This is a genomic window from Lysobacter sp. Soil_N_23 (assembly GCF_057656135.1).
The window spans coordinates 1-26,508 of sequence record NZ_JBDGKY010000025.1 but is presented as its reverse complement, the minus strand read 5'-3'; the positions used below and the strand labels follow the sequence as shown (position 1 = coordinate 26,508).

Genomic DNA, 26,508 nt, shown 5'->3' with positions numbered 1-26,508 from the left:
GGGCGTTACCTGTGCGGACGCGCTGATCGCGAGCAAGCTCGCTCCTACCCAGGATGGGGATTCAGGCCTCGTCGTCGCGCGGCTCGAACATGTCGGCACGCGGGCGGAACAGCCGCGGCGAATATCCGAAGTCGCGCTGTGCCGGCGCCATGTCGAACACCAGGTCGCTGCGCATGCGGCGCACCGCCGCCTCGCCCAGTCCGGTCGCGCGACCGGTCATCTGCGCCACCAACAACGCGAGGCTGAACATCGGCGACGGCAGTTCGACCAGGGTCGGCGGCGGCTGCAGGCACGCCAGAACGCGCGCGACCATGTCGCGATAGCTCAATGTTTCGCCGCCCGGCAAAGCATAGGCGCGGCCGTGCGCGGCGGCGACACCGTGACAGGCGAACGCGGCATCGGCCAGGTCATCGACATGCACTGGCTGGCGCAGGCCATTGGCGCCGCGTGGCAGCGGAAACCGTCGCCAGCGCCGCGCGAGATGGGCGATGCGCGTCAGCGTGGCATCACGACCGGCCCCGTACACCAGCGTCGGCCGCAATACGGTCGCAGCGGCGCCACGCGCATCGGCTGCAGCGAACAGACGATCCTCGCCTTCGCGCAGGCGCTGTGCGACATCGCGCTCTGCGGCATCGGCCGAACCGCGCTTGACCTCGATGCTGGTCGAGCCGAAGGCGATCACGCGCGCCGCCTCGATCGACGACGCGCCGTACCACTGCGCGAAGGCGTCGAGCGGACCGCAGCTGAAAATCGCGTCGACCCGACCGGGGAGGCCATCGACGCGGTCGAGATCACCGCGCAGCCAGTGCAGGCCGGGCTGGTCCGAATGCGGCGCACGCGACACCGCGGTCACGCGCCAGCCATCGCCATGCAGCCGTCCAAGCAGTGGATAGCCGATCTGGCCGCTCGCGCCGAATACCAGTGCCTGACGCATCGTTCAGCCGACCGCCTGCGTGCGCGCCGGCAGCGTCAAGCGCAGCCAGGAATATCCGATCAACGCCGACACCAGCGAGGCGAGCAGCACGCCAAGCACGGCCTCTTCGTAGAGCACCGGATCGCGATAGGCCAACGAACCGATGAACAGGCTCATGGTGAAGCCGATGCCGCACATCACGCCCAGGCCGAGCATCGCGCGCAGGTCCATTCCCTCCGGGAAACGCGCCCAGCCCAGCGCGCGCATCAGCAAGGCGGCTGCCACGATGCCCACCGGCTTGCCGACGAACAGGCCGATCACCACGCCCATCGGCAGCGGCGAGAGCATGTCGTCCATGCTCAGCCCGCCGAGCACCAGGCCGGCGTTGACGAAGGCGAACAGCGGCAGGATCGCGTAGGCCACCCACGGATGCAGTGCGTGCTCGAGCGACTCCAGCGGCGAATGCTCGACTTCGTCGTCGTCGGCATTGTTGCGATCGACGTGCGGGATCATCAGGCCGGTAACGACGCCGGCGAGCGTTGCATGCACGCCGGACTTGAGCACGCATACCCACAGCACCACGCCCAGCAGCAGGTACGGGGCCAGGCGGCGCACGCCGCGGCGATTGAGCAGGAACATGCCGGCGATGGCCGCGCCGGCCCAGGCCAGCGCCACCATCGACAGGCCGTGCGAATAGAACAGCGCGATGATGATGATCGCGATCAGGTCGTCGACCACGGCGATCGTCGACAGCAGCAGCTTCATGCCGCTGGGCACACGCGACCCGAGCAGGGCCAGCACGCCCAGGGCGAAGGCGATGTCGGTCGCCGTCGGCACGGCCCAGCCGCGCATGGCGTCGGCATTGTCGTGGTTGAAGGCGGTGAACAGCAGCGCCGGCACGGCCACGCCGGCGAAGGCGCAGACCATCGGCAGGATCAGCTGGTCGCGGCTGGCGAGCTGGCCGCTCAGCGATTCGCGCTTGATCTCCAGCGCGACCAGCAGGAAGAAGATCGCCATCAGCCCGTCGTTGATCCACAACAGCAGCGACTTGGCGATGTCCAGCTCGCCCACCCGCACCTGCACCGGCATGTCGCGGAAGGCATCGTAGGCCGCGGCCAGTGGCGAATTGGCCGCGATCATCGCAAGCAACGCCGCGCCGATCAGCATGATGCCGCCGGCCGCTTCGAGGCGGAAGAATTCGCTCAGGGCGCGCAGTCCACGCGGTGAACTCGCGGGACGGGCGTGGACATGGGCGTGTTCGTTCATCGCGGCAGTATAACGACCGCGGGTCTGGATCAGCCCCGCATGACCAGCAGCTCGAAGGCCACCCAGGCCAGGAAGGCGATCATCAGCGCCGCGCCTTCGTTCTTGCTCACGCGAAGGTCGCCGCGCAGCATCGGGTAGAGCATCAGCGCGAAGACGCCGGCGGCAGGCAGCTCGAAGCGGACGAACGACTCCGGCAATGCCAGCGAGCCGTCGATGACAGCCATGCCGCCTATCACCACGAGCAGATTGAAGAGGCTCGCGCCGATCACGTGGCCGGCAACGATGTCACCCTGGCCGCGTCGCGCCGCCGAGATCGCCGCGGCGACTTCAGGCAGCGCCGTCCCGATGGCCACCGGCAGCAGGCCGGTCAGCAGCGACGCCATGCCCAGGCCCTCGCCGATCGTCGGCGCGCTGCCCACGACCAGCTTGGAACCGAAATACAGCAGCACCGCTGCAATCGCGAAGCGCAGCAGGTTCAGCCACAGGTCGCTGCTGGTGCGCGCGAATGCGGCGATCGCGTCCTGCAGTTCCGGCGCTTCCCGGCGCGTGCGCGCCGCGGCGAACGCCATCACGGCGACGAAGGCAAGAATCAGGATCAAGCCATCGACGCGCGACAGCACGCCGTCCAGGCCCATCAGCACGACCGCCAGCGTACCGGCGAGCAGCATCAGCAGCAGCGGTGCCAGCGCGCGCCAGCGCAGCACCACCGGTGCGACCAGCGCCGCGGCACCGAGCGTGAGACCGAAGTTCGCGACGTTGCTGCCGACGGCATTGCCCAGCGCCAGCGCCGGTTGCCCGCGCACGATCGCCTGCAGGTTGACTGCAAGCTCCGGCAAGGAGGTACCGAATGCGACCAGCACCAGGCCTGCGACGAATGGCGATGCGCCAATGCGCTGCGCCAGGCCGGAAGCACCCTTGACGATCGAGTCGCCACCCAGTGCGAGCAGCACCAGCCCCAGTACGAACCAACCCACGGCTTCCAACATCGCGGCTTCAAACATCGCGTCATCCCCCCGGTGTCAACACGACTTGACCGGTGATTCTATGCCTATAGGACCTGCTCGCGTCCAGCAACGCGTCTCAGGAACAGCCTTCCACGTAATCGACCTGAGGCGGCACACCGATACGCCACGAGCTGACCACACCTTTTGCATCGGTCTCGAAGAGCAGCACACCCGGGCCGCCGCCGGCATCGACAATGCGCAGGTACTGGCCGCCGTCGATGTACTTGTGAGGTTGCCTGCCGACCCGACCGGCGTAGAGCCGGTCGATGTCCTGGGCGCTCATTCCGACCTTGCCGCCGCCCGGCGCCTCGATGTCGACGGCATCGACATCCACGCGCGCGAAGCGGTCCTGCTCGATCATGAAACCCAACCGGTAACCGTTTGCACTTCGCGCTTGCGGCAACAGGTAATAACAGCCGCCCGGTTGCTCGGGCCTGGCGTCGCCCAGGTCCGCACCCCACGCCATTCGCACCTGCTCGTCGCTGGCGCCGAACTGCGCCGGGCCGAATCCGGCAAAACCAATCGTGCCTGGCGCCGGCATCGTGCCCCTGACCGGGGCGACGACCGCGGGCGTGGGCGTGGGCGTGGGCGCCGGTGCGGGTGCGGGTGCGGGTGCGGGTGTTGCCGATGATGCTGCCGTTGCCGATGACGCCGGCGCATCGACAGCGCGTTCACCGCAAGCCGACAGGCTCAGCACCGCCAGGGACAACAGCCATTTCACCGACACCACTCCACCCGCTCGCAAGGCAAGTGGAGCAGACTACCCGGCCGCCGTGAACGCAGCGCATAGAGGCGCCGCGCATGCGGGTGCGATCACTCCGCGTCGAAGTGTTTCTTCAGGCCCGCCCAGCACGCCTGGTAATCGCGCTGGCGGTGCGCGGCGTCCAGTGCCTGCCGCGTCGGCCGGATCACCGCGCGGGTCTCGAACATGAACGCCATGGTGTCGGCGATCACGTCCGGCTTGCCCAGGTCGGCGGCACTGGCCTTCTCGAACGTCGCCGCATCCGGTCCGTGTCCGCTCATCGAGTTGTGCAGCGAGGCACCGCCCGGAGAGAAGCCTTCGGCCTTGGCGTCGTAGGCACCGTGCACCAGGCCCATGAACTCGCTGGCGATGTTGCGGTGGAACCACGGCGGACGGAACGTGTCCTGCGCCACCAGCCAGCGCGGCGGGAAGATCACGAAGTCCAGGTTGCTCGTCCCCGGCGTGTCGCTGGGCGAATGCAGCACCAGGAAGATGCTCGGATCCGGGTGGTCGTAACTGATCGAGCCGATGGTGTTGAAGCGGCGCAGATCGTACTGGCACGGTGCGTAGTTGCCGTGCCAAGCGACCACGTCGAGCGGCGAATGGCCGATGTCGGCGCGCCACAGGTGACCCTGGAACTTGGCGATCAGCTCCAACTCGCCCTCGACGTCCTCGTAGGCGGCGTTGGGCGTGAGGAAGTCGCGCGAATTGGCCAGGCCGTTGCTGCCGATCGGGCCCAGGTCGGGCAACTGCAGCATCGCGCCGAAGTTCTCGCAGACGTAGCCGCGCGCTTCTCCGTCGGGCAGCGAAACGGCGAAACGCACGCCGCGCGGGATCACCGCGATCTGCTGCGGCTCGATTTCGAGCACGCCCAGTTCGGTGGCGATATGCAGACGCCCCTGCTGCGGCACGATCAGCAGTTCGCCATCGGCGTCGTAGAAGTAGCGTCCCTGCATGTCGCGGTTGGCGGCGTACAGGTGGATGCCGACGCCATGTTGCGCGGCCGGCGAGCCGTTGCCGGCCATGGTGAACAGACCATCGACGAAATCGACCGGTTGCTGCGGCATCGGCAGCGGATTCCAGCGCAGCTGGTCCGGCGTCACCGGGCCATCGCCGAAGTCGTTGTGGAAGCGCGGCTGCAGATACGGCGCAAACCTGCCGTGCATGGCCGCCGGGCGGATCCGGTACAGCCAGCTGCGACGGTTGGCATGGCGCGGCGCGGTGAACGCCGTACCCGACAGCTGCTCGGCGTAGAGGCCGTGCGCGACGCGCTGCGGCGAATTTCGCCCCTGCGGCAGCGCGCCGGCGACGGCCTCGCTGGCGAACTCGTTGCCGAAACCGGATTGGTAGCCGTTGCTGCGGATGGTCATGCAGGCATCGCTTCTGGTAGAGCCCCTCTCCCGCTGGCGGGAGAGGGGTTGGGGTGAGGGCAGGCAGGGATGTCGGCGCATCAGCGGCACGGGCCGCTTTCCCTCACCCCTGCCCCTCTCCCGCAAGCGGGAGAGGGGTTCTTCAAGGTACGACCGTTACAGCACGCCGCGACGCATCTGGTCGCGCTCGATGCTCTCGAACAGCGCCTGGAAGTTGCCTTCGCCGAAGCCCTCGTTGCCCTTGCGCTGGATGATCTCGAAGAAGATCGGCCCGATCGCGTTCTGGGTGAAGATCTGCAGCAGCTTGCGCTGGTGGGTTTCCGGGTCGGCGTCGATCAGGATCTTGTTGCGCGCCAGGCGCGGCACGTCTTCGCCGTGGTTGGGCACGCGCTGGTCGATCACGTCGAAGTAGGTCTCGGGCGTGTCGAGGAACTCGACGCCCTGCGCGCGCATCGCTTCGACCGTGTCGTAGATGTTGTCGGTGAAGCAGGCGATGTGCTGGATGCCCTCGCCCTTGTAGGCGTCGAGGTATTCGTTGATCTGCGACTTCGGATCCGACGACTCGTTGAGCGGGATGCGGACGATGCCGTCCGGCGCGGTCATCGCCTTCGACATCAGGCCGGTCTTGGCGCCCTTGATGTCGAAGTAGCGGATCTCGCGGAAGTTGAACAGACGCTCGTAGTAGTCCGACCACTGCTGCATGTTGCCGAAATACAGGTTGTGGGTCAGGTGGTCGATGAAGGTCAGGCCGAAACCCTTCGGGTCCTGGTCGGCGCCCTGCACCGGCAGGTAGTCGTCCTCGTACATCGAACCGGGGCTGCCGTAACGGTCGACCAGGTACAGCATGCAGTCGCCGATGCCCTTGACCACGGGCGCATCCACGGCGCGGCTGTCGGCCTTTTCGCTGATCGCTTCGCCGCCGTTGCCGACGACCGCGTTGAACACCTCGTTGCCCGGCTTCTTGAAACGGATCGCGAAACCGCAGGCGCTGGGGCCGTGCTTGGCGGCAAAGTCGGCAGCGAAGCTGTCGGGATCTTCATTGACCAGGAAGTTGACCCCGCCCTGACGGTAGACGGTGATCGGGCGGGTCTTGTGGTGCAGCACAGCGGTGAAGCCGAGCTTGCGGAAATAGTCGTGCAGCAGCTCCCCCTGGCCGGCCGGGGCGGCGAACTCGACGAACTCGAAACCGTCGATGCCGAGCGGATTTTCGAACGTGGTGACTTGCATGCCGAGGTTGGGCTGCACATTCATGGCATTGTTCTCAGGTAGCGGCGACGCCCGCTTGGGGACGGCCTTGGATCAGAAGAGGCCGTTATAGTTTCAATTGAAACCATAATCAAGGCCCATCGCAACAAATGAACGACCCCACGCAGAATGACCGCTGGCCCGTTCAGCGCCCGACCCGCCCCCAGGCGGGCCCCGACCACGCCCAGCTCGACCTGGAGCATTTCCTGCCGTATCGCCTGTCGGTGCTGAGCAACCGCGTCAGCGGCACGATCGCGCGCATCTACACCGAGCGCTTCGCGCTGAGCATCACCGAGTGGCGGGTGATGGCCGTGCTCGGTCGCTATCCGGACCTTTCGGCCAACGAGGTCGCCCAGCGCACGGCAATGGACAAGGTCGCCGTCAGCCGCGCGGTCGCCCGCCTGCTCGAGGCCGGTCGGCTGCAGCGCGAGATCCACGGCGACGACCGCCGCCGCTCGGTGCTGCGGCTGTCGGAGGCCGGCTACGGGATCTACGACGAGGTCGCGCCGCTGGCGCTCGAGTTCGAGCGCCGACTGCTGCAGGGCATCGACGATGCCGAACGGGCGCTGCTGTTCCGGCTGCTCGACCGGCTCGATGAGCTGGAGCTGCGGGCGGATTCGGAGCAGCCGGCGCCTTAGGGCCCTCTCCCTGGCGCTTTGCGCCTGTCCCTCTCCCACAAGGGGAGAGGGAGACGCGGATTCTGCTATGGCTGCCGCGATCCCTGGGAGAGGGAAAACCGGAGCGCTAAACCCTCTCGAGGACAGGCCGCCGCAGGCGGCCAGGGAGAGGGGTAGCGGCAACGCCGCTCACCCATGCTCGATCGAGATCACCCGCCACGCCGGGAACTCGCTGTCGACCTCCGGCGTGTCGATCCACCCGCACGCCAGCAACCCGTCATCGCTGCCGGCTTCGCACAGATACACGGCGACCGCGCCGCGCTGCTGCTCGGTGCGCACGATCGCCCAGCCGGCGGGCAACGGCCGCTTCTCGCGCCGGTACTCGACGGCGAGGAACGGCGTCGCATCGGCCTCGAGGATCTCGCGACCCGCCGATGACTCGTGCGCGGTCACCGTGGCGATCTCTGCGTCGATCTGCGGCGGCACCGGTGGCCGCTCGATCACCAGCCCATGTCCCTCCAGGCGCGCGGCAACCTCGCCCGGCATCGCATACGCCAGCGGCCTGCGCACCACCTGCTCGCCGATGAAGCGGCCGATGTAGGGCACCTTCACGCTGATCGGCTCGCCTTCGAGCATGTACGGCGCGCGCGTGAGCACTTCGACTTCGGTGTCCTCGAAGGCTTCCAGGCGGTAGCGCACTGCGATCTCGTCAGGCGGCATCTCGCAGTTGTCGAGCAGTGCGACGATCTGCGCGCCATTCGCGCCGACATAGGCCAGCGTCTCGCGGACGAACGCGTAAGTGGTCAGCACGCGCTGCTCGAAGCTGATGTAGGCATAGGTTTCCAGCAGCAGGTCCAACCGGTTGCAAAGACCGCGGTAGTTGCCGCCGAAGCGCGGATGGTGGGTATAGGTGATCCAGCCGCTGCCCTCGCCGCCTTCGTCGCGCAGGAAGTTGCCGTAGTAGAAGGTGTCGCGGCCGTCGTTCTCTTTCACCGCCGCGGTCACCGCCGGCAATAGTTGGTCGCGCATGAACTCGATCGGCTCGCTGCGTCCGCTCAGCACGGTGTGCGGAATGTCGTAAGTGAGGTCGAAACGGTGGATCGAGCCGTTGGTGGCGTGGCAGTCGATGCTCAGGTGCGGATTCCACGGGTGCATCACCCGCGTCTGCAGCAGCCGCATCTCCGGCGCCTGCTGGCGCATGTAGTCGCGATTGAGGTTGATGCCGGCGGCATTGACGCGGGTGCCGACGCCGCTATCGGGACCGAGCTGGCCGGTGAAGTGGGCGATGTCGAGCCGCCGGTTCTCCGGATCGATGCGCTCGTTGCCGTCGGCGTTGAACAACGGCACCAGCAGCAACGTGATCTGCGCCAGCAGGTCACCGTGCGCGCCGTCGAGCAGGTCGCGCACGAACATCAGTCCGGCTTCCTTGCCCTCGACCTCGCCGGCGTGGATGCCGCACATCACCAGCACCACCGGCAGGCCGAGCTGGCGCGCCTGCGCGGGCGTGGTCACTCCGGTTGCCGACAGCACCAGCAGCGGCAACGTGCGCCCTTCGGGCGTCTGGCCGAAGTCGGTGACGTGCAGGCGTGGGTCGTTGCGTGCGGCCAGTGCGTCGATGAACGCCATCACGTCGGCATGGCGCGAGGTGAAGGCGTAGTCGCTGCTTTCGGCGCGGGTCAGCGGGGACGGCTGCGGCATGTCGGGGATCCGGCGGAGCGAAGGCCGCTACCTTACGCGGGCGGGCTTCAATGGGCTGTCATGGGGGAGTCCGTCATTCCGCACAGAGCGGGAACCTCCCGCTCGTCATTCCCGCGAAGGCGGGAACCCATGGACGTTGCTTCGCAACCCGTCATTCCCGCGAAGGCGGGAACCCAGCGTCGTTGCTTCTACCGGTGGAAACGAAAACGGCGGCCGGAGGCCGCCGTCGTGGGTCAACCGCGCGCCCGCTGCGCGGGCAACTGCACGCCCGCTGCGCGGGCGCCTGGATCCCGGCTTTCGTCGGGATGACGGGCAACTGCACGCCCGCTTCGCGGGCGCCTGGATCTCGACTTTCGTCGGGATGACGCATCGGCAAAGCGGTCCGCGCGTCGCGCGGACCGGCCGATGCGTCACTTCACCCCATGCATCAGCTTCTGCACCAGCGGTGCGATCAGGAACAGCAGCACGCCGGCGCCGACCAGGGCCCAGAAGCCGAAGGTGTAGCCGCTCAGCGCCGAAGCCGTGGTCATGCCGCCTTCGCCGCTGACGTGGCCGGCGAAGATGCCCGACAGGTTGTTGCCGATGCCGGTCGAGAGGAACCAGCCGCCCATGCCGAAGCCGACCAGGCGCAGCGGTGCCAGCTTGGTCACCATCGACAGGCCGATCGGCGACAGGCACAGCTCACCGATCGACTGGATCCAGTACACCGCGAACAGCGTCCAGAACGGGATCAGGCCAGCGGCCGTGACCAGCTTCGACAGCGCGAACATCAGCAGCAGGAAGGCCAGGCCGTTGAAGATCAGGCCCAGGCCGAACTTGCGCGGGATCGACGGGTTGGCGCGGCCCAGCTTGACCCAGCCCCAGGCGATCAGCGGCGCCATGGTGATGATCGCCACCGAGTTGACGCTCTGGAACCAGGCGGTCGGGAACACGCGCTCGCCGCTGAGCGAGTAGACCAGGTTGGCCAGGCCGCCGGAGAAGATGTCGCGGTCGACGATCTTGTCGGCGAGGAAGGTGAAGGAACTGCCGGCCTGCTCGAAGAACATCCAGAACAGGATGTTGAAGGTGAAGATGATCAGCATCGCGATGCAGCGGTCGCGCTGGACGGCGCCTTCACGGAAGGCCTCGACCAGCAACATGCCGCACAGCGCCAGGAACATCACCGTCAGCACGCCCTGCAGCGCACCGGCGCCCATGGCCAGCAGGAAGTACACGACCGGGATCGCAAACAGCGCGCCGATCAGGACATACAGCACCTTGCGCTTGTCCGCGCTGTCCAGCGGCGGGCGGCCGATGCCTTCCAGGCCACGGCGGCCGAACCAGAACCACACCAGGCTGATCAGCATGCCCACGCCGGCGGCCATGAACACGACCTTGTAGGCCGGCATGGTGTCGGTGCCGAAGATCTTGCGTGCCAGGTACTGGGTCAGCAGCGGCGCCAGCATCGCGCCCAGGTTGATGCCCATGTAGAAGATGGTGAAGCCCGAGTCGCGGCGCTCGTCACCAACGCTGTAGAGCTTGCCGACCATCGTCGAGATGTTCGGCTTGAACAGGCCGTTGCCGACCACGATCGTGGCCAGGCCGAGCTTGAAGATGGCCTCGTTGGGCAGCGCGATCATGAACAGGCCCGCGGCCATGATCACCGCGCCAAGCAGGATCGACCGCTGATAGCCCAATACCCGGTCGGCTATGTAGCCGCCGAAGATCGCCGCGGCGTACACCAGCGCCAGGTAGGCGCCGTAGACGCGGTTGGCCGGGGCCTCGCCCGCGGCATCGCCACCGTAGAACTGGGCGACGATGTACAGCACCAGCGCCCAGCGGATGCCGTAGAACGCGAAGCGCTCCCAGAACTCCGTCATGAAGAGCATCCACAGCGGCTTGGGATGCCCCAGGGTCTGCTTGAACTCCGGGATCGGTGCGGCCTGGCCGGGCGTAGGTAGTGCGGTTCCGCTCATGCGGTGTCCCCTGCGAAAAACTGAATGGACGAATACTGAAAGGAAAAACCCACGCCGGCTGGCACGGGACCGGGGAGATTTACCGGCTGAGGCGGGTCTCGTCAAACCTGTGTGAAGACCGGCCAGAATGTGCTGCACCGCAGCATCAAAGCTGAATAGCGGTCGCACTTACGCGGGAAGGGGCGCAGCCTGATGGGGCAACTGATTCCGCCAATTCAGGACATGGATGGGCGTGGGCGGCTTCGGCCCATTCGGGCTGCTGCTGCGCCGGGTCTGCCGGTTCAGCCGCCGCCCAGGGCCTGGGCCAGCAAGCGCGGGAAGTCCGGATGCGCGGCGGCCAGGCGCCGCTGCGCCTGTTCGAGCGTGCTCCAGGCCAGCGCCGCGTGCTCTTGCCGGTTCTGCGGGGCGCCGCTCCAGGCTTCGACGACATACAGGCGCAACCGCCACGGCTCCGGCGCATCGCCGCTGATGACGTCCAGGTAGCGCACGCACGTCGGGGCGATGCCCAGTTCCTCGTCGAGCTCGCGCCGCAGCGCCTCATCGGCGCTTTCGCCCGGCTCGATGTGGCCGCCGAACACGTCCCACGCGCCGGCCAGCCAGTCGCAGTCGTCGCTGCGCAGGCCCAGCAGCACCTCGCCATCTTGGACGATGAACGCGCCGACGCAGTCGTGCACGCGCGCCGCCACGTGCTTACCCCGGCGTTGCGCCGTAGCTGCCGCCGGCACCGATGACCGTACGCACGTCGAACAGCTCGGGGAAGAAGGTCAGCTCCAGCGCCTGCTTGAGGAAACCCACGCCGCTGGAACCGCCGGTGCCGCGCTTGAAGCCGATGATGCGCATCACCGTGCGCATGTGGCGGAAGCGCCACAGCTGGAACTGGCTTTCCAGGTCGACCAGGTCCTCGCACAGGTGATAGGCCTGCCAATGCGCGTCGGTGTCCTCGTAGATGCGCTCGAACACCGGCAGCAATTCCGGGTCGGCGACGTGCGCATGCGACCAGTCGCGCTCGATGTGCCGTGCCGGCACCGCGTGGCCGTGCCGGGCCAGGTAGCGCAGGGCCTCGTCGTACAGGCTCGGCGCCTGGAGCACTTCGCGCAGGCTCGCCTCGGCCTTGGCGTCGTGGCCGAACACCTTGAGCATCGCCGCATTCTTGTTGCCGAGCAGGAATTCGATGGTGCGGTACTGCAGCGACTGGAAGCCCGACGACGGCCCAAGGATCTCGCGGAACTCCATGTATTCCGACGGCGTCAGCGTCTCCAGCACCGACCACATCTCGGTCAGCTGGCGCAGGATGTTCTTGCAGCGCGCGAAGATCTTCTGGCACTCGCCGAGGCGATCGGCGCGCAGGTGCGCGATCGCCGACTTCAGCTCGTGGATCATCAGCTTCATCCACAGCTCCGAGACCTGGTGCTGGACGATGAACAGCAACTCGTCGTGGTGCGGCGGATTGGACAGGCGTTGCTGCGCCGACAGCAGGGTGTCCAGCTGCAGGTACCCCGAATAGGTCATCCGCCCGGACAGGTCGGTGTGGATGCTCGATTCCAGTTCGCGCTCGTTCTTCTCGACCGTCATTGCAGGCTCGTCGTCTCAGGCTCGTCGTCTATTGCAGGGGCCACTGCGGGGCACAGGCCCGGCAGGACGCCGGACAGGGGGCCAAAAGGGTACCGCATCGACCCGTCACCCCTCTGCAATACCCCGTCCGGCACAATCCGGCCGCCTGCACGGGGGGCCATGGCAGGCCTACAACGGGGATTCTCATGGACAAGAGCACGGGCCGCGCTGCGGCCAGGACGCTTGCGTTGGCAGCACTGCTGGCCGTGGCCGGCGGCGTCGACGCACAAGTAGTGATCAGCCAGGTTTACGGCGGTGGTGGTGGCGCCAGCCCGCCCTTCAGCAACGACTTCGTGGAACTGCACAATCGCGGCACGAGCGCAGTCGCGCTGGCGGGGCTGTCGGTGCAGTACGCCAGCGCCACCGGCACCGGCAACTTCGCTGGCGTCACGGTGTTGCCAGCCTTTTCGCTGCAACCGGGCCAGTACTTCCTGGTGCAGATGACCGGCGGTACCGCCGGCGCGCCGTTGCCCACGCCCGACGCGGTCGGCGCAGCCAACATGTCGGCCAGCGCCGGCAAGGTCGCGCTGGTGCAAACCACCACCGCGCTGACCTGCAACGGTGGCAGCACGCCGTGCACGCCGCAGCAGCGGGCACTGATCGTCGACCTGGTCGGCTATGGCAACGCCAACTTCTTCGAAGGCAGCGCGCCGGCACCGGGACTGAGCGCGGCCAGCGCGGCCCTGCGCAAGGACAACGGCGGGACCGACAGCGACGACAACGCGGCCGACTTCGTTGCCGCCGCGCCGACGCCGCGCAACAGCGGCTCGGCGCCGCCGCAACCCGATCCTGCCCTGCCCCTGACGATCGCCCAGATCCAGGGGGCCGCACTGCGTTCGGCCCATGTCGGCAAGCGCGTGGTGACGGAAGGCGTCGTTACCGCGCTGCGCTTCAACAACGGATTCTTCCTGCAGAGCAGCAATGAAGACGGCAACCCGGACACGTCCGATGCCGTGTTCGTCTATACCAACTCGGCACCGCCGGCCAGCGCCGCCGTCGGCAATCGCGTGCGGGTGACCGGCCTGGTCGAAGAGTTCGTGCCGACCAGCAACGTCAACCAGCTCACCGTCACCGAGATCACCGGGCCGACCGTCGAACTGCTGCAGGGCGCAGTCGCGCTGCCGGCAGCGATCGAACTGACTGCCGCCGACCTCGCCACGACCGCAACGCCGGGCACGCTCGAACGGCTCGAAGCGATGCGCGTCAGGGTCGCCAGCACGGTGGTCGTTGGTCCGTCGGAAGGCCGCATCGACGAGGACGACGCGACCTCCAGCGGCGACGGCGTCTTCTACGTCACCCTGCCCTACATCGCCACGCCGTTCCGAGAACCCGGCATCGGCGTGATGGATGCGGCGCTGGGCAGTTTGCCTGCAGGGAAGAATCCACCGCTGTTCGACACCAACCAGGAACGACTGATGGTGCGCAGCCGCGGCCAGGTCGGTGCGTTCGCCCTGGACGTCGACACCGGCGCGCAGGTGAGTGCGATGGTCGGCGTGCTCGACTACTTCGCTGGCACCTGGGCCCTGCTGCCCGACACGGCCAGCGCGCCGGTCGCCAGCGGCGGTCGCACACCCGAGGCGGTGGCCGATCCGGCCTACGACGCGGTCACCGTCGGCGGCTTCAACCTGCTGCGATTCTTCGACGAGATCGCCGACAACAATGGCGCACCTACGATCAAGCCCGAAGCCGTGGCCAGGCGCCTGGCCAAGACCTCGTCGGCGATCTGCGACTACCTCAAGACGCCCGACATCCTCGGCGTGGTCGAAGTCGAGAACCTGCGCGTACTGGGCATGCTCGCCGATCGCCTCAACAGCAGCTGCGCCCGTGCGCCGGGCTATGCACCGTACCTGGCGCAGGGCAACGACATCGGCGGCATCAACGTCGGCTTCCTCGTCGCCAGGCGCGACAACGGCGCCGGCGTCGCCCGTGTCGAGGTGGACGAAGTGGTGCAGTACGGCAAGGATGCCACGCTGGCCAACCCGGACGGCAGCACCAGCCTGCTCAACGATCGCCCGCCGCTGCTGCTGCGCGCCCGCGTGCACCAGGACAACGGCGCCAGCTACCCGGTCACGGTGATCGTCAACCACCTGCGTTCGCTCAGCGACATCGACTCGGTCGAACCGGGCAGCAATGGCTGGTCCAGCACCGGTGCGCGCGTGCGTGGCAAGCGCGCGGCGCAGGCGGCGTACCTGGCCGGCCTGGTCAACTCGCTGCAGCAGTCGCACCCGGACGAGAAGATCGTGCTGGTCGGCGACTTCAACGCGTTCGAGTTCAACGACGGCTATGTCGACGTGCTCGGCGTGGTCAAGGGCGAGGAAGCGACCAGCGACCAGGTGCTGACCTGGGTCGACAGCCCGCTGGCGACGCCGCTGATCGACGGTTCGCAGCTGATCGCCGACCCGGCCGAGCGCTATTCGTACGTGTACCAGGGCAATGCACAGACGCTCGACCATGTGCTGGTCAACGAGGCGCTGGTGATGGGTGCGGCGCAGGTTCGCGTCGACCATGCGCGCATCAACGCCGACTTCGGCGTCGACCACTTCGGCGACAGTGCCGTGCCGATGCGCGTGTCCGATCACGATCCGGTGCGTTTGAGCATCGAGGTGGCGCAGTTCCGCAGTGCCGACCTCGCGGTCACCGCGACCGGCTCGCCGCAGTCGCTGCACCCGGGCCAGACCGCGACGTGGACCGCCACGGTCGGCAACGACGGCCCCAATGCCGCTGAATCGGCAGCGGTCGCCTTCGTGTTCGATGCGCAGGTGACCCCGTCGATCACGGCGCCGGCCGGCTGGAGCTGCGCAGCCCCGGTCCACGAGACCGCAACGACCACCGTCGCATGCACCGCGCCGAGCCTGGCCGTACAGGGCAGCGCCAGCTTCACGCTGACCACGGCGGTCCCGGCGCTGACCAACGGCAGCTCGCTGCACATGGCCGTGGCCGCGCGCTCGCAGACCCGCGACCGGGCCAATGGCGACAACCAGGCGACCGCCGAGGTCACCGTGGTCGCCGCCGCGGACTTGTCGGTGCAGATTGCCGGCGGCGCGCTGCCGGTGCGCAAGGGCGCGATCGCGACCTTCCTGGTGCCGGTACGCAATGCCGGGCCGGACGCCGCCCAGCAGGCGCGTCTGCTGCTGGAAGGCAACGTCGCCGTCGGTGCCGCGGCCGTCGCCGCACCCAGCGGCTGGAGCTGCACCCGCGAGGCCAGCGATGCCGGCTTCCGCGCGCAATGCCAGCGCAGCGGTGCGATGGCGACCGGAACGCAGTGGTTCGCCTTTGCGATCGTGGTGCCGGACCGCCCGCGCCGCGGCACCGAACTGGAGTTCAGTGCCGATGTCGCGGCAGCCACGCCGGATCCCCAGGTAGCCAACAACCACGACGTGGTGCGGGTCCGCATTGGCCGCTGAGACCGGCCGCTGAGAGCGGTCGCTCGGTCGGCGCGGATGACGCGCTCGACACCTGCAACAGGCAGCACCGGCAAGGGCGCGGCGTTCACCGCGCCCTTGTCGTTTGCGGCAGCAGACCCGCCGCTGCGGCCGCGCTCCATACCCCGCCGTGCGGCCGGCCACGGGGCGGACCTACCTTTTTTGCGGCAAAGATGCATGTCGCAGCGCGCAACGGCCCTTAACAAGCCTTTGGTTATGATCTTCGCGAAAGCGCGTCGGCCGGGCCTGTGTTCGGGGCCATCCAGACGCCGCGGAGCCAGGCCCGGTGCGCCTTCCGGGCCCAGCCACCCGATGCGGTGATGCGCCGGCACTGGATCCGGAACGCGGCCGCTTCGGAACTCCCTTCACACATCATCCAGGACTTCCGCGATGACGGTCGCCGCGACCTTCGAAATCGAATACCTGCAATACCTCGGCCCGGACGGCAAGCCGGTGGCGGAGCTTCCGCCCGCATTCCGTGATGCCAAGGCGCTGCTGCCGCTGTTCAAGGAAATGCTGTTCGTGCGCACCTTCGACAGCAAGGCCATCGCCTTGCAGCGCACCGGCAAGCTCGGCACCTACGCCAGTTGCCTGGGCCACGAAGCCACGCACATCGGCATCGGCGCTTCGATGCAGGCCGCTGACGTGTTCGCACCGAGCTACCGCGAGTACGGCGCGCAGTTCATGCGCGGCGTGAAGCCGCGCGAAGTGCTGCTCTACTGGGGTGGCGACGAACGCGGCAACGACTTCTCCGGGCCCAGGCAGGACTACGCCTGGTGCGTGCCGATCTCCACGCAGTGCCTGCATGCCGCCGGCGCCGCGCTGGCGTTCAAGCTGCGCAAGCAGAAGCAGCTGGCGGTGGCCTGCTGCGGCGATGGCGGCTCGTCCAAGACCGACTTCTATGCCGCACTCAATTCCGCCGGTGCCTACAAGCTGCCGCTTGTCCTGTGCGTGATCAACAACGGCTGGGCGATCTCGGTGCCGCGCTCGGCGCAGACCGGTGCCAAGACGCTGGCGCAGAAGGGCCTGGCCGGCGGCCTGCACTGCCTGCAGGTCGACGGCAACGACCTGATCGCCGTGCTCGAGGGCATGCGCCGCGCCAGCGAGCGCGCCCGCAGCGGTGAAGGCGGCAGCGTGATCGAGTTCATGACCTACCGCCTGCACGACCACACCACCGCCGACGACGCCCGTCGCTATCGCGATGACGACGAAGTCAAGTCGGCCTGGACGCGCGAGCCGATCACCCGCCTGCGCACGTACCTGACCGCGCAGGGCGTGTGGAGCGAGGCCGAAGAGAAGGCCTGGGCCGAGGAATGCGGCAAGCGCGTCGACATCGAGATCAACGCCTATCTGGAAACACCGGTGCAGCCGGTCGAGGCAATGTTCGATTACCTCTATGCCGACATGCCGCCGGACGTCGCCGCCCAGCGCGCGTACGTGCTGGCGCAGGAGGGTCGCTGATGAGCGTCGAGGATCCCATCAAGACCGCAGCAACCAAGGGTTCCACTGCCATGGCCAACGCTCCGGCAACGCCCACCGCGATCACCCTGATCGAAGCCATCACCCAGGCGCTCGCCTACGAGATGCGCGCCGACGACACCGTGCTGGTGCTGGGCGAGGACGTCGGCGTCAACGGCGGCGTGTTCCGCGCCACCGCCGGCCTGCAGCAGCAGTTCGGCCCCGAGCGCGTGCTCGACACGCCACTGGATGAAACCACCATCGCCGGCCTGACTGTCGGCCTGGCCGCGCAGGGCATGAAGCCGGTCGCCGAGTCGCAGTTCGACGGCTTCGTCTACCCGATGGTCGACCACATCATCTGCCACGCCGCGCGCTTCCGTTACCGCACCCGCGGCCGCCTGACCTGCCCGATGGTGCTGCGCGTGCCGTGGGGCGGTGGCATCCGTGCGCCGGAGCACCACAGCGAAGCCAACGAATCGATCTTCACCAACGTGCCGGGCCTGCGCGTGGTGATGCCGTCGTCGCCGGCGCGTGCCTACGGCCTGCTGCTGGCCGCGATCCGCGAGCCGGATCCGGTCATCTTCATGGAGCCCAAGCGCATCTACCGCCAGTACAAGGAAGTGGTGCCCGACGACGGCGAAGCCTTGCCGCTGGACGTGTGCTACGTGCTGCGCGACGGCACCGACGTGACCCTGGTGACCTGGGGCGCGCAGGTGAAGGAAACGCTCGAAGCCGCCGAGAAGCTCGCCGCGCAGGGCATCAGTGCCGAGGTCATCGACGTGGCGACGCTGCGTCCGCTCGACTTCGCCACGATCGCCGAATCGGTCAGCCGCACCGGCCGCTGCGTGATCGTGCACGAAGCGCCCAAGACCGCCGGCTTCGGCGCCGAGATCGCCGCGCGCCTGGCCGAGGAGTCGATGTTCGACCTGGTCGCGCCGGTCGAGCGCGTCACCGGCTACGACACGCACATCCCGCTGTTCCGCCTGGAGATGAAGTACCTGCCCAGCGTGGAGCGCATCGTCACCGCGGCCAAGCGGACCCTGGCAGCCAGCTGAGGACACAGGCCAAGCATGCGCCACGCCCGCGTCGTAGTCGCCCACCGCGCACCGGATCGCCCGGCGATCCGGATCGCACGCGGCGAAGAGGTGACGCTGGGCGAACGCGACCGTGACTGGCCGCAGTTCGTCTGGACCACGATTGCCGAGGGCCATGGCGGTTGGGTTCCGGTGGCCCTGTTCGACAGCGAGCAGGGCGCGGCCAAGGCGCTGTCGGACTACGACACGCGCGAGCTCGACGCCCGCGCCGACGAACTCGTCACCCTGCACTACGAGCTGGCGCAGTGGTGGTGGGCGGAGAATGCGTTGGGCATGCAGGGCTGGATCCCGGCACGCGCACTGGAAATCCTCGACGACGACGAAGGCGAGGACGCATGAGCGACGCGTCCTGCCAGCCGCAGGCGAAGTCGCAGGCCATCAACCTGGCGGCCAAGCTGGCGCTGTTCGCGCAGCACTGGTCGCCGCGCGTGGTCGCGCAGATGAACGACGTGCAGTTCAAGCTGGTCAAGATGCAGGGCGATTTCGTCTGGCATTCGCACGAGGACACCGACGAGGTGTTCATCGTCGTCAAGGGACAGATGGAAATCGGCTTCCGCGACCGCGACGTGGTGCTGGGCGAAGGCGAGATGTGCGTCATCCCGCGCGGCGTCGAGCACATCACCGGTGCCAGCGAGGAATGCCATGCGCTGATCATCGAGCCGGCCGGCGTGGTCAATACCGGCGATGCCGGCGGCGGGCTGACTGCGCGCAATGATGTGTGGATCTGAGCTGACCCGAGAATTTCGAAGTGACGCGGTGCGCCTCGACACGAACCGCACGCGACACCCAAGCGACACAACCTAGGGACGACACCGTATGAGCAACAAGACCTTCTTCCTCCCCGACCTCGGCGAGGGCCTGCCCGACGCGACCATCGTCGAGTGGTTCGTGAAGGAGGGCGACACCATCCGCCTGGACGACAACCTGGTGTCGATGGAGACCGCCAAGGCCGTGGTCGAGGTGCCCTCGCCCGTTTCCGGCAAGGTGATCAGGCTCGCCGGTGCACCGGGCGACGTGATCATCACCGGCAAGATGCTGGCCGAGTTCGAGATCGATCCGTCGATGCCGCAGCGCGCCGAGGGCCAGGACACCGGCCACCACCATGGCGCCGGCAGCCACGCCCCCGACGACGGCGACCAGGTGATTGCCTCCGACGAGGGCGGCACGATCAGCGCCGGCGATCAGGCTGCCGCGCCGCAGGCCGAGGCCAAGCGCGACGACGCCGGCACGGTGGTCGGCGCGATGCAGACCTCCGATGCGGTGCGCAGCGAACAGGCCGTCGCGGTCGGCGGCGTCAAGGCGATGCCGGCCGTGCGCGCACTGGCGCGCAAGCTCGGCGTCGACCTGTCGCGTGTGCGTGCGACCGGTGCCGACAGCGTGGTGACGATGGACGACGTGAAGCGTGCCGCCGCCGATGGCTCGGCCGCTCCGCTCCCCTCTCCCGCTGGCGGGAGAGTGGCCGGTGAAGGCGTGCCGGCGTCTCGCCCTCACCCCAGCCCTCTCCCGCAAGCGGGAGAGGGGGCCAATACCCGCAGCACGCTTTCGCAGGCCGGCAAGCCGGTCCGCACGCAGCCGCCGGGTGTCAGCGCCAGCGGCCAGCCCGAACAGCTCAAGGGCGTGCGCCGCAACATGGCGCGGGTGATGGCCGATGCGCACGCCAAGGTCGTGCCGACCACGCTGTGCGACGACGCCGACCTGCACGCCTGGATCGGCAAGCAGGACATCACCGCGCGCCTGGTGCGCGCGATGGTCGCCGCCTGCAAGGCCGTGCCGGCGCTCAATGCCTGGTTCGACGGCGACAACCTCAGCCGCACCCTGCACCCGCAGGTCGACATCGGCATCGCGGTCGACACCGACGACGGCCTGTTCGTGCCGGCGCTGCGCAATGCCGACATGCTCGATGGCGCCGGCGTTCGCACCGCGATCCAGCGCCTGCGCGCGCAGGTCGAGGAGCGTTCGATCCCGGCCAGCGAACTGAGCGGCTACACGATCTCGCTGTCCAACTTCGGCATGTTCGCCGGCCGCTATGCCACGCCGGTGGTGGTGCCGCCGTGCGTGGCGATCGTCGGCGCGGGCAAGCTCAGCCATGACGTGGTCGCGGTGATCGGCGGCATCGAAGTGCACCGCCGTATGCCGATCTCGCTGACCTTCGACCACCGCGCCTGCACCGGCGGCGAGGCCGCGCGCTTCCTCAAGGCGTTGCTGGACGATATGGCTCAGCCGACGTAACCGAGGATCAATCCATGGCTCATCGCAGTCGCCTTGCCGGTTTCATCATCGATTGCCAGACCGACGACCTCGCCCCCGCGGCGAGGTTCTGGAGCCAGGCGCTCGGCGCCAGCATTGCCGACGCTGATGCCGGCGATGTCCCTGGCACCTACGTCCAGTTCGGCGATACCCGCGACGGGCTGCACATCGAGGTGCAGAAGGTCGACCACGCGTCGCGCGTGCACCTGGACATCGAGTCCGACGACGTCGATGCCGAAGCGGCACGGCTGGAGAAGCTCGGCGCGAAGAAGATCGCCTTCGTCAAACGCTGGTGGGTGATGGAAGCGCCGACGGGGCAGCGCTTTTGCGTGGTGAAGATGCACCACCCCGAAGTTGGCACACCGCCGACCACCTGGGACTGAAGTCGTTCACGTAGGAGCGAGCTTGCTCGCGACCAGGCGGCCTATGCGGGGCGACGACAAGGATCACACCTCGTGCAGCGGCGTGTCGTCGGCGACGATGCAATTGCGGCCGCGCGCCTTGGCGCGGTAAAGCGCCTGGTCGGCGCGGTCGAACACCTGTTCGGACCAGTCGCGCGTCGGCTCGCCGGCAGCCAGGCCCATCGACACCGTCAACTCGAACGGCAACGCCGACTGCGACAGGCGCTGGCGGATGCGTTCGGCGACCTGTGCCGCGACCGCCAGTCGGGTGTCGGGCAGCAGGATCAGGAACTCCTCGCCGCCATAGCGCACGGCGACGTCACCTTGCCGGATCGAACCGGCCACGGCATCGGCAACCGCACGCAGCGCGCGATCGCCGAGCAGGTGGCCATGGCGGTCGTTGACGTCCTTGAAGTGGTCCACGTCGAGCAGCATCAGCGTATAAGGCGCCCGCTGCAGCTGCAGCATCGCCTCGGGATTGTCGCGCAGTTGCACAAGCGCGGCACGGTTGAGCAGACCGGTCAGCGCATCGTGGGTGGCACTGTGCTGGAGCTGGTCGTTGCGCCGCTGCAGGTCGGCACGGGCATCCTCGAGGCGCTGCGCGAAGGCTTCGCGCTCCGACAACAGGCGACGCTGCTCCAGCGCATAGCGGCGCAACTCCAGCAGGTGCTGGGTCTGCCGCGCGAGCACTTCCAGGCCTTCGCGCTGCGCGCTGGTCAAGGTGCGCGGGCGGGTGTCGAGCACGCACACGGTGCCGATCGCATGACCATCGGGGCTCAGCAGCGGCGTGCCTGCGTAGAACCGCAACGGCTGCTTGCCGATGCGAAGGTCGGGCCGTGGAAAAGAAGACTGCGCGGCGAGATCCTCGATCACCAGCGTCTGTCCGGGCGCCATGATCGCGCGATCGCAGATCGCCTGGTCACGTGGCGTCTGCCGGGTATCGAAGCCGATCTGCGCCTTGAACCATTGCCGGTCGTGATCGATCAGCGAAATCGCCGCCGCCGGCGCGTCGCACAGCGTTACGGCCAGGCGCACGATGTCGTCGTAGGCCTGTTCCGGCACCGTGTCCACCACTGCATATGCGTCCAACGCCGCCTGGCGTGGCGCATCGTCTGGCAGTGGCGGGGGGAGGGGTCGGACGGCGGACATCTGGGGGGTGCTGAAAGGCGGCTCAGGCTACTCTGCCGCGGTCGCCCGACCTGTGACGCAGGCCACAGCTGTGCCGATCCGACACGGCCCTGAATCCAGTCAGCCAGCACCCATTAATTCTGAATGGGAATCAGGCGGCCTCGCGGTCCAGCCACACTTCCAGGCCCTGCGCATTGAGTTCGATGTCCATCGCCAGCAACCTGGCCGCCGCAGCCGCTTCGAGCCGGGCACCGTGGGCGCGTGCACGCTCCAGGTAGAGCTGCGACAGCGATTGGACGAGTCGTGCATGGCGATCGTCCTTGCCATTGGCAGCGCGCGCCAGCGCGACCATCGCGTCGATCTGTTCGATCAGGTCGTCGCCCAGGCGCGCGACATCGCCGACTCGCGCGTAATGGGTCAGGTGCATCGCTTCCGGCGCGCGCGCCAACAGCTTGCGGATCGACGCCTTCAGCGGCTCCGGCTCGAACTGCACCGGCGAGGTGGTCGGGATCACGAACGGCGCGCCATCGGCGTTGTCGAACTCGCGGTACGACAACCCGAACGTGTCGCCGGTGAACCAGCTGCGACTGCGCTCGTCCCACACGCACAGGTGGTGGCGCGCATGGCCGGGCGTGTCGATGCACAGCAGCGGGCGACCGGCCAGCTCGATCACGTCGCCATCGGCCAGCACGCGCACGCGGTCGGCCGCGACCGGAACGATCTCGCCATAGCTGCGTTCCATTTCCTCTTCGCCGTAGACCGCGGTCGCACCGGCCACAAGCCGTGCCGGATCGATCATGTGCGGCGCGCCGCGCGGGTGCACGGCGAGAACGGCGTTGGGCAGCTCGCGCAACAGCGCGCCGGCGCCGCCGGCGTGGTCGAGATGCACGTGGGTCAGGATCAGCCAGTCGACTTGCGCCGGCGACAGCCCCTGCCCTGCCAGCGCCGCCAGCATCGCCGGGATCGAATGCTGCGTGCCGCAGTCGATAAAAGCGCCACGACCGTTCTCCACCATCAGATAGGCGGCATCGAACGAGGGCCGATGGAAGCCGGTGTCGACCGTGACGATGCCGTGGGTCTGATTCATGCGCGGATCCTGGTCACTGTAGGAGCGAGCTTGCTCGCGATCGTGCGCCTGGTCGCGAGCAAGCTCGCTCCTACGGCAAGGTATATCGCGCCGGCGACGGGGACGCGATCCGACGTTGGTCGCAGGTTCAACCCCTGCGCCGCAGCCACAGTCTTCGCAGGAAGAACGCCACCGTCAGCACCGCCAGGAACACGCCGTAACCCAGCGCAGTGGCGAGGATCTGCTGCCACATCCGCCCGAAAGCCGGATCGGCGTTGTCATGCGACCAGTAGATGCTGAGCAGGAACGCCGTCACCGCCAGCAGCAGCGACACCGTGTCGTAAAGCTTGCGCGCGACATTGCGCGGCTGCCGCGGGAACAGCCAGTAGAGCGCGCCGAGGATCGCAAACCACGGCAGGAACAGGATCAGCGCCAGGTTGAGCTCGACCGCCGGGCTCATGCGTCCTCGGCGACGAGTTGCGCCAGCGCCTCGACCACCTCGACCAGATCGACGCCTTCGTGCAGGTGGCCCACCAGCTCATCGCCCAGGTGCACGGCCGCGTTGCCCGCGCCGCGCAGGGCGGCGCCGCCTTGCTGCTTCAGGCGCCCGATCAGCTGGCCGGCGGTGCGGGCCGACTCGTGGCCGATGCTCTGCAGCAGCAGGCGGTCGCCATCGACCAGCTTGAAGTAGAAGCGGCCATCGCTCTCGCGGTACTGCTTGAACAATGGCAGCGATGCCTTCACGGCCTTCTTCGCGGTACCGCTGCTGGTGCGCGACAGGTCGCGCAGGCCAACGGCCTCGCGCAGGCGCGCCAGCGTCGGCTGCGCGTAACGCGCCCGCAGGCGACTGGCGCCGTCGCGCAGCACCGCTTCGATGTCGGCCGGGCGCGCGATCAATTCCTCGTACCTGGCACGCAGCGGCGCGACCTCGCTGTCGATGCGCTCGAACAGCGCCTGCTTGGCCTCGCCCCAGGCGATGCCGTCGGCGAACGCCTGGCGCATGGCCGCCGTTTCCTGCGCCGAGGCGAAGGCCTGGTAGAGCTGGAACACGTTGGAGTTGTCGGCATCCTTGGCCTCGCCCGGCGCGCGCGAGTCGGTGACGATCGAATAGATCAGCTTCTTCAGCGCATCGCGCGGCACGAACAACGGGATCGTGTTGTCGTAGCTCTTGCTCATCTTGCGGCCGTCCAGACCGGGCAGGGTCGCCACGTTCTCGTCGATCACAGCTTCGGGCAGGTCGAAGAACTCTTCGCCGTAGACATGGTTGAAACGCTGGCCGAAGTCGCGCGCCATCTCGATGTGCTGGATCTGGTCGCGGCCGACCGGCACCTTGTTGGCGTTGAACAGCAGGATGTCGGCCGCCATCAGCACCGGGTACATGAACAGCCCGGCGTTGATGCCGGCGTCGTCGTCTTCGCCGACCTCGCGGTTCTTGTCGACCGATGCCTTGTAGGCGTGGGCGCGGTTGAGGATGCCCTTGCCGGCGACGCAGGTCAGGAACCAGGTCAGCTCCTGCACTTCCGGCACGTCGCTCTGGCGGTAGAACCAGACCTTGTCCGGCTCCAGCCCGCAAGCCAGCCAGGTGGCGGCGATCTCCAGCGTCGAACGCTGCACGCGCGCCGGGTCCTGCACCTTGATCAGGGCGTGGTAGTCGGCGAGGAAGTAGAAGCTCTCCACACCGGCCGTGCGGCTGGCCGCCACGGCGGGGCGGATCGCGCCGACGTAGTTGCCCAGGTGCGGGGTGCCTGAGGTGGTGATGCCGGTGAGGACGCGGTTGGGGCTCATCAACGCTGACGCCGGGGAAAACGGCCCAACAGTGTACCCAACCCCGCAGCCGCGACTGATCCGTTCACCCCGGGCGTCCCAACCGGAGAACGACCATGCTGCGCGCCCTGCCCCGCCTGCTTGCCAATCTCGCCGCCTCGGCGGCCCTCGCGTTCGTCGCGCCGCTGCCGGCCAGGGAGCTGGCCAGGTATCAGCCCGGGGGACCGGTCGAACTGGCCGTGGTCGACCGCGACAGCGGCCAATGGCTGTCGCCGACGGTCCACCGCGGCCAGCGCTGGATCGCCGGAACCCCGGGCCATCGCTATTCGGTGCGCCTGGCCAATACCAGCGACCGCCGGGTCCTGGTGGTGCTGTCGGTCGACGGCGTCAACGCCATCAGCGGGCAGACCGCCCACCCGTCCCAGACCGGCTACGTGCTCGCGCCCTGGCAGACCATGGAGGTCGAAGGCTGGCGCAAGTCGCTCGACCAGGTCGCCCAGTTCGTCTTCACCGACCTGCCCGACAGCTATGCCGCGCGGACCGGGCGGCCCGACAACGTCGGCGTGATCGGCGTGGCCGTGTTCGAGGAAGCCGGCGTGGCGCTGGAGGACAGACGGCGCGGCGAGGTTCTCGACCGGCTCGAGCGTGCCGACGCCGCGAAGAACGCCGCGCCGGCGGCACGTGAATCGGAAGCGGCCGCGCAATCGATAGGGACCGGGCATGGCCAGCGCGAATGGTCGCCCGCCAGCCACACGCAATTCATCCGCGCCACGCGTGCGCCGAACCAGGTCAGCGAGTTGCGTTACGACGACTACGACTCGCTGGTTGCGCGTGGCGTGTTGCGTCCGTATCCGCGCTACCTGCCCGATTCGCGGCCGCGCGCCTTCCCGGACGGCTTCGTCGCCGACCCGCCGCGTTACAGCGGGCAATGAAAGAACCGGCCTTGCGGCCGGTTCGTGGGGTCAACGGTGGCGAAGCGCATCGCGCGCGCCGGTTGCGGCCCAAAGCCGCACCGCCCGGCGCGCGCACCGCGTGCGTGGATCGACGGACTGCTAGTTCAGCGTCTTCTCGAAGTCACGCACTTCCTGCTGAGCGCGGTCGCGCTCCCAGCCGTACCTTTCCTGGAGTTTGCCGGCGAGATATTCGGCGTTGCCTTCGGCCACTGCGAAATCGTCGTCGGTCAGGTCGCCCCAACGGGCCTGAGCCTGGCCTTTGATCTGCGTCCACTTGCCAGCAATGATGTCTTTGTTCATCACTCATCCTCGGTTTCGGGTGATGCGACGCACCTGGCCAGATGCCGCGTGCACAGCATCGCAGCGCGCGCATTCGAACGAGGTCGCAATTGCGTTAGTCGAGGATTGATGTCGGTGAATGCGATATTCAGCATGCATGCGTTGCGGTTTTGTTTTGCGCGGGAATGACGGCAAGAACAACGTCCATGGGTCCCCGCCTTCGCGGGAATGACGAGCAACGACGCTGGGTCCCCGCCTTCGCGGGGATGACGGTT

Annotated in this window: 25 protein-coding genes; 9 read left to right on the top strand and 16 right to left on the bottom strand. The window is 67.9% G+C overall.

Going from position 1 to position 26,508, the window contains the following annotated elements:
- Window positions 1-61: 61 nt before the first annotated feature.
- The 6 genes from AC3A3X_RS15730 to hppD form a co-directional block, all read right to left on the bottom strand.
- Window positions 62-934, bottom strand: a complete 873-nt coding sequence (locus AC3A3X_RS15730; RefSeq protein ID WP_487583963.1) for an NAD-dependent epimerase/dehydratase family protein — start codon at window positions 932-934, stop codon at window positions 62-64.
- A 3-nt stretch (window positions 935-937) separates the two neighbouring features.
- The gene (gene nhaA, locus AC3A3X_RS15725; protein WP_487583962.1) at window positions 938-2,179 is read right to left on the bottom strand and encodes a Na+/H+ antiporter NhaA; all 1,242 of its coding nucleotides are present in this window, start codon (window positions 2,177-2,179) and stop codon (window positions 938-940) included.
- 29 nt (window positions 2,180-2,208) lie between these two features.
- Window positions 2,209-3,165 carry a sodium:calcium antiporter gene (locus AC3A3X_RS15720; RefSeq protein ID WP_487583961.1) on the bottom strand — a complete coding sequence of 319 codons (957 nt, stop codon included), beginning with the start codon at window positions 3,163-3,165 and terminating at the stop codon, window positions 2,209-2,211.
- A 94-nt stretch (window positions 3,166-3,259) separates the two neighbouring features.
- Window positions 3,260-3,904 carry a hypothetical protein gene (locus AC3A3X_RS15715; protein ID WP_487583960.1) on the bottom strand — a complete coding sequence of 215 codons (645 nt, stop codon included), beginning with the start codon at window positions 3,902-3,904 and terminating at the stop codon, window positions 3,260-3,262.
- Between the two features lie 92 nt (window positions 3,905-3,996).
- Window positions 3,997-5,295 carry a homogentisate 1,2-dioxygenase gene (hmgA, locus tag AC3A3X_RS15710; RefSeq protein WP_487583959.1) on the bottom strand — a complete coding sequence of 433 codons (1,299 nt, stop codon included), beginning with the start codon at window positions 5,293-5,295 and terminating at the stop codon, window positions 3,997-3,999.
- Window positions 5,296-5,451: 156 nt separating this feature from the next.
- Complete coding sequence (hppD, locus tag AC3A3X_RS15705) at window positions 5,452-6,546, bottom strand: 4-hydroxyphenylpyruvate dioxygenase (protein ID WP_487583958.1); 1,095 nt, start codon at window positions 6,544-6,546, stop codon at window positions 5,452-5,454.
- A gap of 104 nt (window positions 6,547-6,650) precedes the next feature.
- Between hppD and AC3A3X_RS15700 the strand changes: the two genes are divergently transcribed.
- Complete coding sequence (locus tag AC3A3X_RS15700) at window positions 6,651-7,178, top strand: MarR family winged helix-turn-helix transcriptional regulator (RefSeq protein WP_487583957.1); 528 nt, start codon at window positions 6,651-6,653, stop codon at window positions 7,176-7,178.
- Between the two features lie 168 nt (window positions 7,179-7,346).
- Here the strand turns inward: AC3A3X_RS15700 and AC3A3X_RS15695 are convergent, their stop codons facing one another.
- The 4 genes from AC3A3X_RS15695 to AC3A3X_RS15680 form a co-directional block, all read right to left on the bottom strand.
- The gene (locus AC3A3X_RS15695; protein WP_487583956.1) at window positions 7,347-8,855 is read right to left on the bottom strand and encodes a M14 family metallopeptidase; all 1,509 of its coding nucleotides are present in this window, start codon (window positions 8,853-8,855) and stop codon (window positions 7,347-7,349) included.
- A 410-nt stretch (window positions 8,856-9,265) separates the two neighbouring features.
- A complete protein-coding gene (locus tag AC3A3X_RS15690; protein WP_487583955.1) occupies window positions 9,266-10,810 on the bottom strand; it encodes a peptide MFS transporter in 1,545 nt (514 codons plus the stop codon).
- Window positions 10,811-11,091: 281 nt separating this feature from the next.
- A complete protein-coding gene (locus AC3A3X_RS15685) occupies window positions 11,092-11,496 on the bottom strand; it encodes an NUDIX hydrolase (protein ID WP_487583954.1) in 405 nt (134 codons plus the stop codon).
- Window positions 11,497-11,500: 4 nt separating this feature from the next.
- On the bottom strand, window positions 11,501-12,382 hold the full coding sequence (locus tag AC3A3X_RS15680; RefSeq protein ID WP_487583953.1) for a tryptophan 2,3-dioxygenase: 882 nt from the start codon (window positions 12,380-12,382) through the stop codon (window positions 11,501-11,503).
- A 185-nt stretch (window positions 12,383-12,567) separates the two neighbouring features.
- Between AC3A3X_RS15680 and AC3A3X_RS15675 the strand changes: the two genes are divergently transcribed.
- The 7 genes from AC3A3X_RS15675 (at window position 12,568) to AC3A3X_RS15645 (ending at window position 21,025) form a co-directional block, all read left to right on the top strand.
- A complete protein-coding gene (locus tag AC3A3X_RS15675) occupies window positions 12,568-15,825 on the top strand; it encodes a lamin tail domain-containing protein (RefSeq protein WP_487583952.1) in 3,258 nt (1,085 codons plus the stop codon).
- A gap of 408 nt (window positions 15,826-16,233) precedes the next feature.
- Complete coding sequence (gene pdhA, locus AC3A3X_RS15670; RefSeq protein WP_487583951.1) at window positions 16,234-17,304, top strand: pyruvate dehydrogenase (acetyl-transferring) E1 component subunit alpha; 1,071 nt, start codon at window positions 16,234-16,236, stop codon at window positions 17,302-17,304.
- Between the two features lie 50 nt (window positions 17,305-17,354).
- Window positions 17,355-18,356: an alpha-ketoacid dehydrogenase subunit beta gene (locus tag AC3A3X_RS15665; protein WP_386701216.1), complete on the top strand. Its 1,002-nt coding sequence runs from the start codon at window positions 17,355-17,357 to the stop codon at window positions 18,354-18,356.
- A gap of 15 nt (window positions 18,357-18,371) precedes the next feature.
- Window positions 18,372-18,734, top strand: a complete 363-nt coding sequence (locus AC3A3X_RS15660) for an SH3 domain-containing protein (RefSeq protein WP_487583950.1) — start codon at window positions 18,372-18,374, stop codon at window positions 18,732-18,734.
- Entirely contained in the window at window positions 18,731-19,123 is a 393-nt protein-coding gene (locus AC3A3X_RS15655; protein ID WP_487583949.1) for a cupin domain-containing protein, read from the top strand. Before AC3A3X_RS15660 ends, AC3A3X_RS15655 begins: the two co-directional genes overlap by 4 nt.
- Window positions 19,124-19,211: 88 nt before the next feature.
- Complete coding sequence (locus tag AC3A3X_RS15650) at window positions 19,212-20,624, top strand: dihydrolipoamide acetyltransferase family protein (RefSeq protein ID WP_487583948.1); 1,413 nt, start codon at window positions 19,212-19,214, stop codon at window positions 20,622-20,624.
- Window positions 20,625-20,638: 14 nt separating this feature from the next.
- Window positions 20,639-21,025, top strand: a complete 387-nt coding sequence (locus tag AC3A3X_RS15645; protein ID WP_487583947.1) for a VOC family protein — start codon at window positions 20,639-20,641, stop codon at window positions 21,023-21,025.
- Window positions 21,026-21,088: 63 nt separating this feature from the next.
- Here AC3A3X_RS15645 and AC3A3X_RS15640 read toward each other — a convergent pair whose 3' ends face one another.
- The 4 genes from AC3A3X_RS15640 to AC3A3X_RS15625 all read right to left on the bottom strand — a co-directional run bounded on the left by AC3A3X_RS15640 (window position 21,089) and on the right by AC3A3X_RS15625 (window position 25,022).
- On the bottom strand, window positions 21,089-22,132 hold the full coding sequence (locus AC3A3X_RS15640; protein ID WP_487583946.1) for a GGDEF domain-containing protein: 1,044 nt from the start codon (window positions 22,130-22,132) through the stop codon (window positions 21,089-21,091).
- Between the two features lie 190 nt (window positions 22,133-22,322).
- Complete coding sequence (locus AC3A3X_RS15635) at window positions 22,323-23,258, bottom strand: MBL fold metallo-hydrolase (protein ID WP_487583945.1); 936 nt, start codon at window positions 23,256-23,258, stop codon at window positions 22,323-22,325.
- 127 nt (window positions 23,259-23,385) lie between these two features.
- Window positions 23,386-23,697: a hypothetical protein gene (locus AC3A3X_RS15630; protein ID WP_487583944.1), complete on the bottom strand. Its 312-nt coding sequence runs from the start codon at window positions 23,695-23,697 to the stop codon at window positions 23,386-23,388.
- The gene (locus AC3A3X_RS15625) at window positions 23,694-25,022 is read right to left on the bottom strand and encodes a tryptophan--tRNA ligase (RefSeq protein ID WP_487583943.1); all 1,329 of its coding nucleotides are present in this window, start codon (window positions 25,020-25,022) and stop codon (window positions 23,694-23,696) included. Before AC3A3X_RS15625 ends, AC3A3X_RS15630 begins: the two co-directional genes overlap by 4 nt.
- A 95-nt stretch (window positions 25,023-25,117) precedes the next feature.
- On the opposite strand from AC3A3X_RS15625, the gene AC3A3X_RS15620 reads away from it, so the two are divergent.
- Entirely contained in the window at window positions 25,118-25,933 is an 816-nt protein-coding gene (locus AC3A3X_RS15620; RefSeq protein ID WP_487583942.1) for a hypothetical protein, read from the top strand.
- 120 nt (window positions 25,934-26,053) lie between these two features.
- Here AC3A3X_RS15620 and AC3A3X_RS15615 read toward each other — a convergent pair whose 3' ends face one another.
- Both AC3A3X_RS15615 and AC3A3X_RS15610 read right to left on the bottom strand, forming a co-directional pair.
- Complete coding sequence (locus tag AC3A3X_RS15615; RefSeq protein ID WP_200606993.1) at window positions 26,054-26,254, bottom strand: CsbD family protein; 201 nt, start codon at window positions 26,252-26,254, stop codon at window positions 26,054-26,056.
- Window positions 26,254-26,508 (bottom strand): hypothetical protein (locus tag AC3A3X_RS15610; protein WP_487583941.1); only part of this gene is annotated, 255 nt, incomplete at its 5' end. The genes AC3A3X_RS15615 and AC3A3X_RS15610, both read right to left, overlap by 1 nt.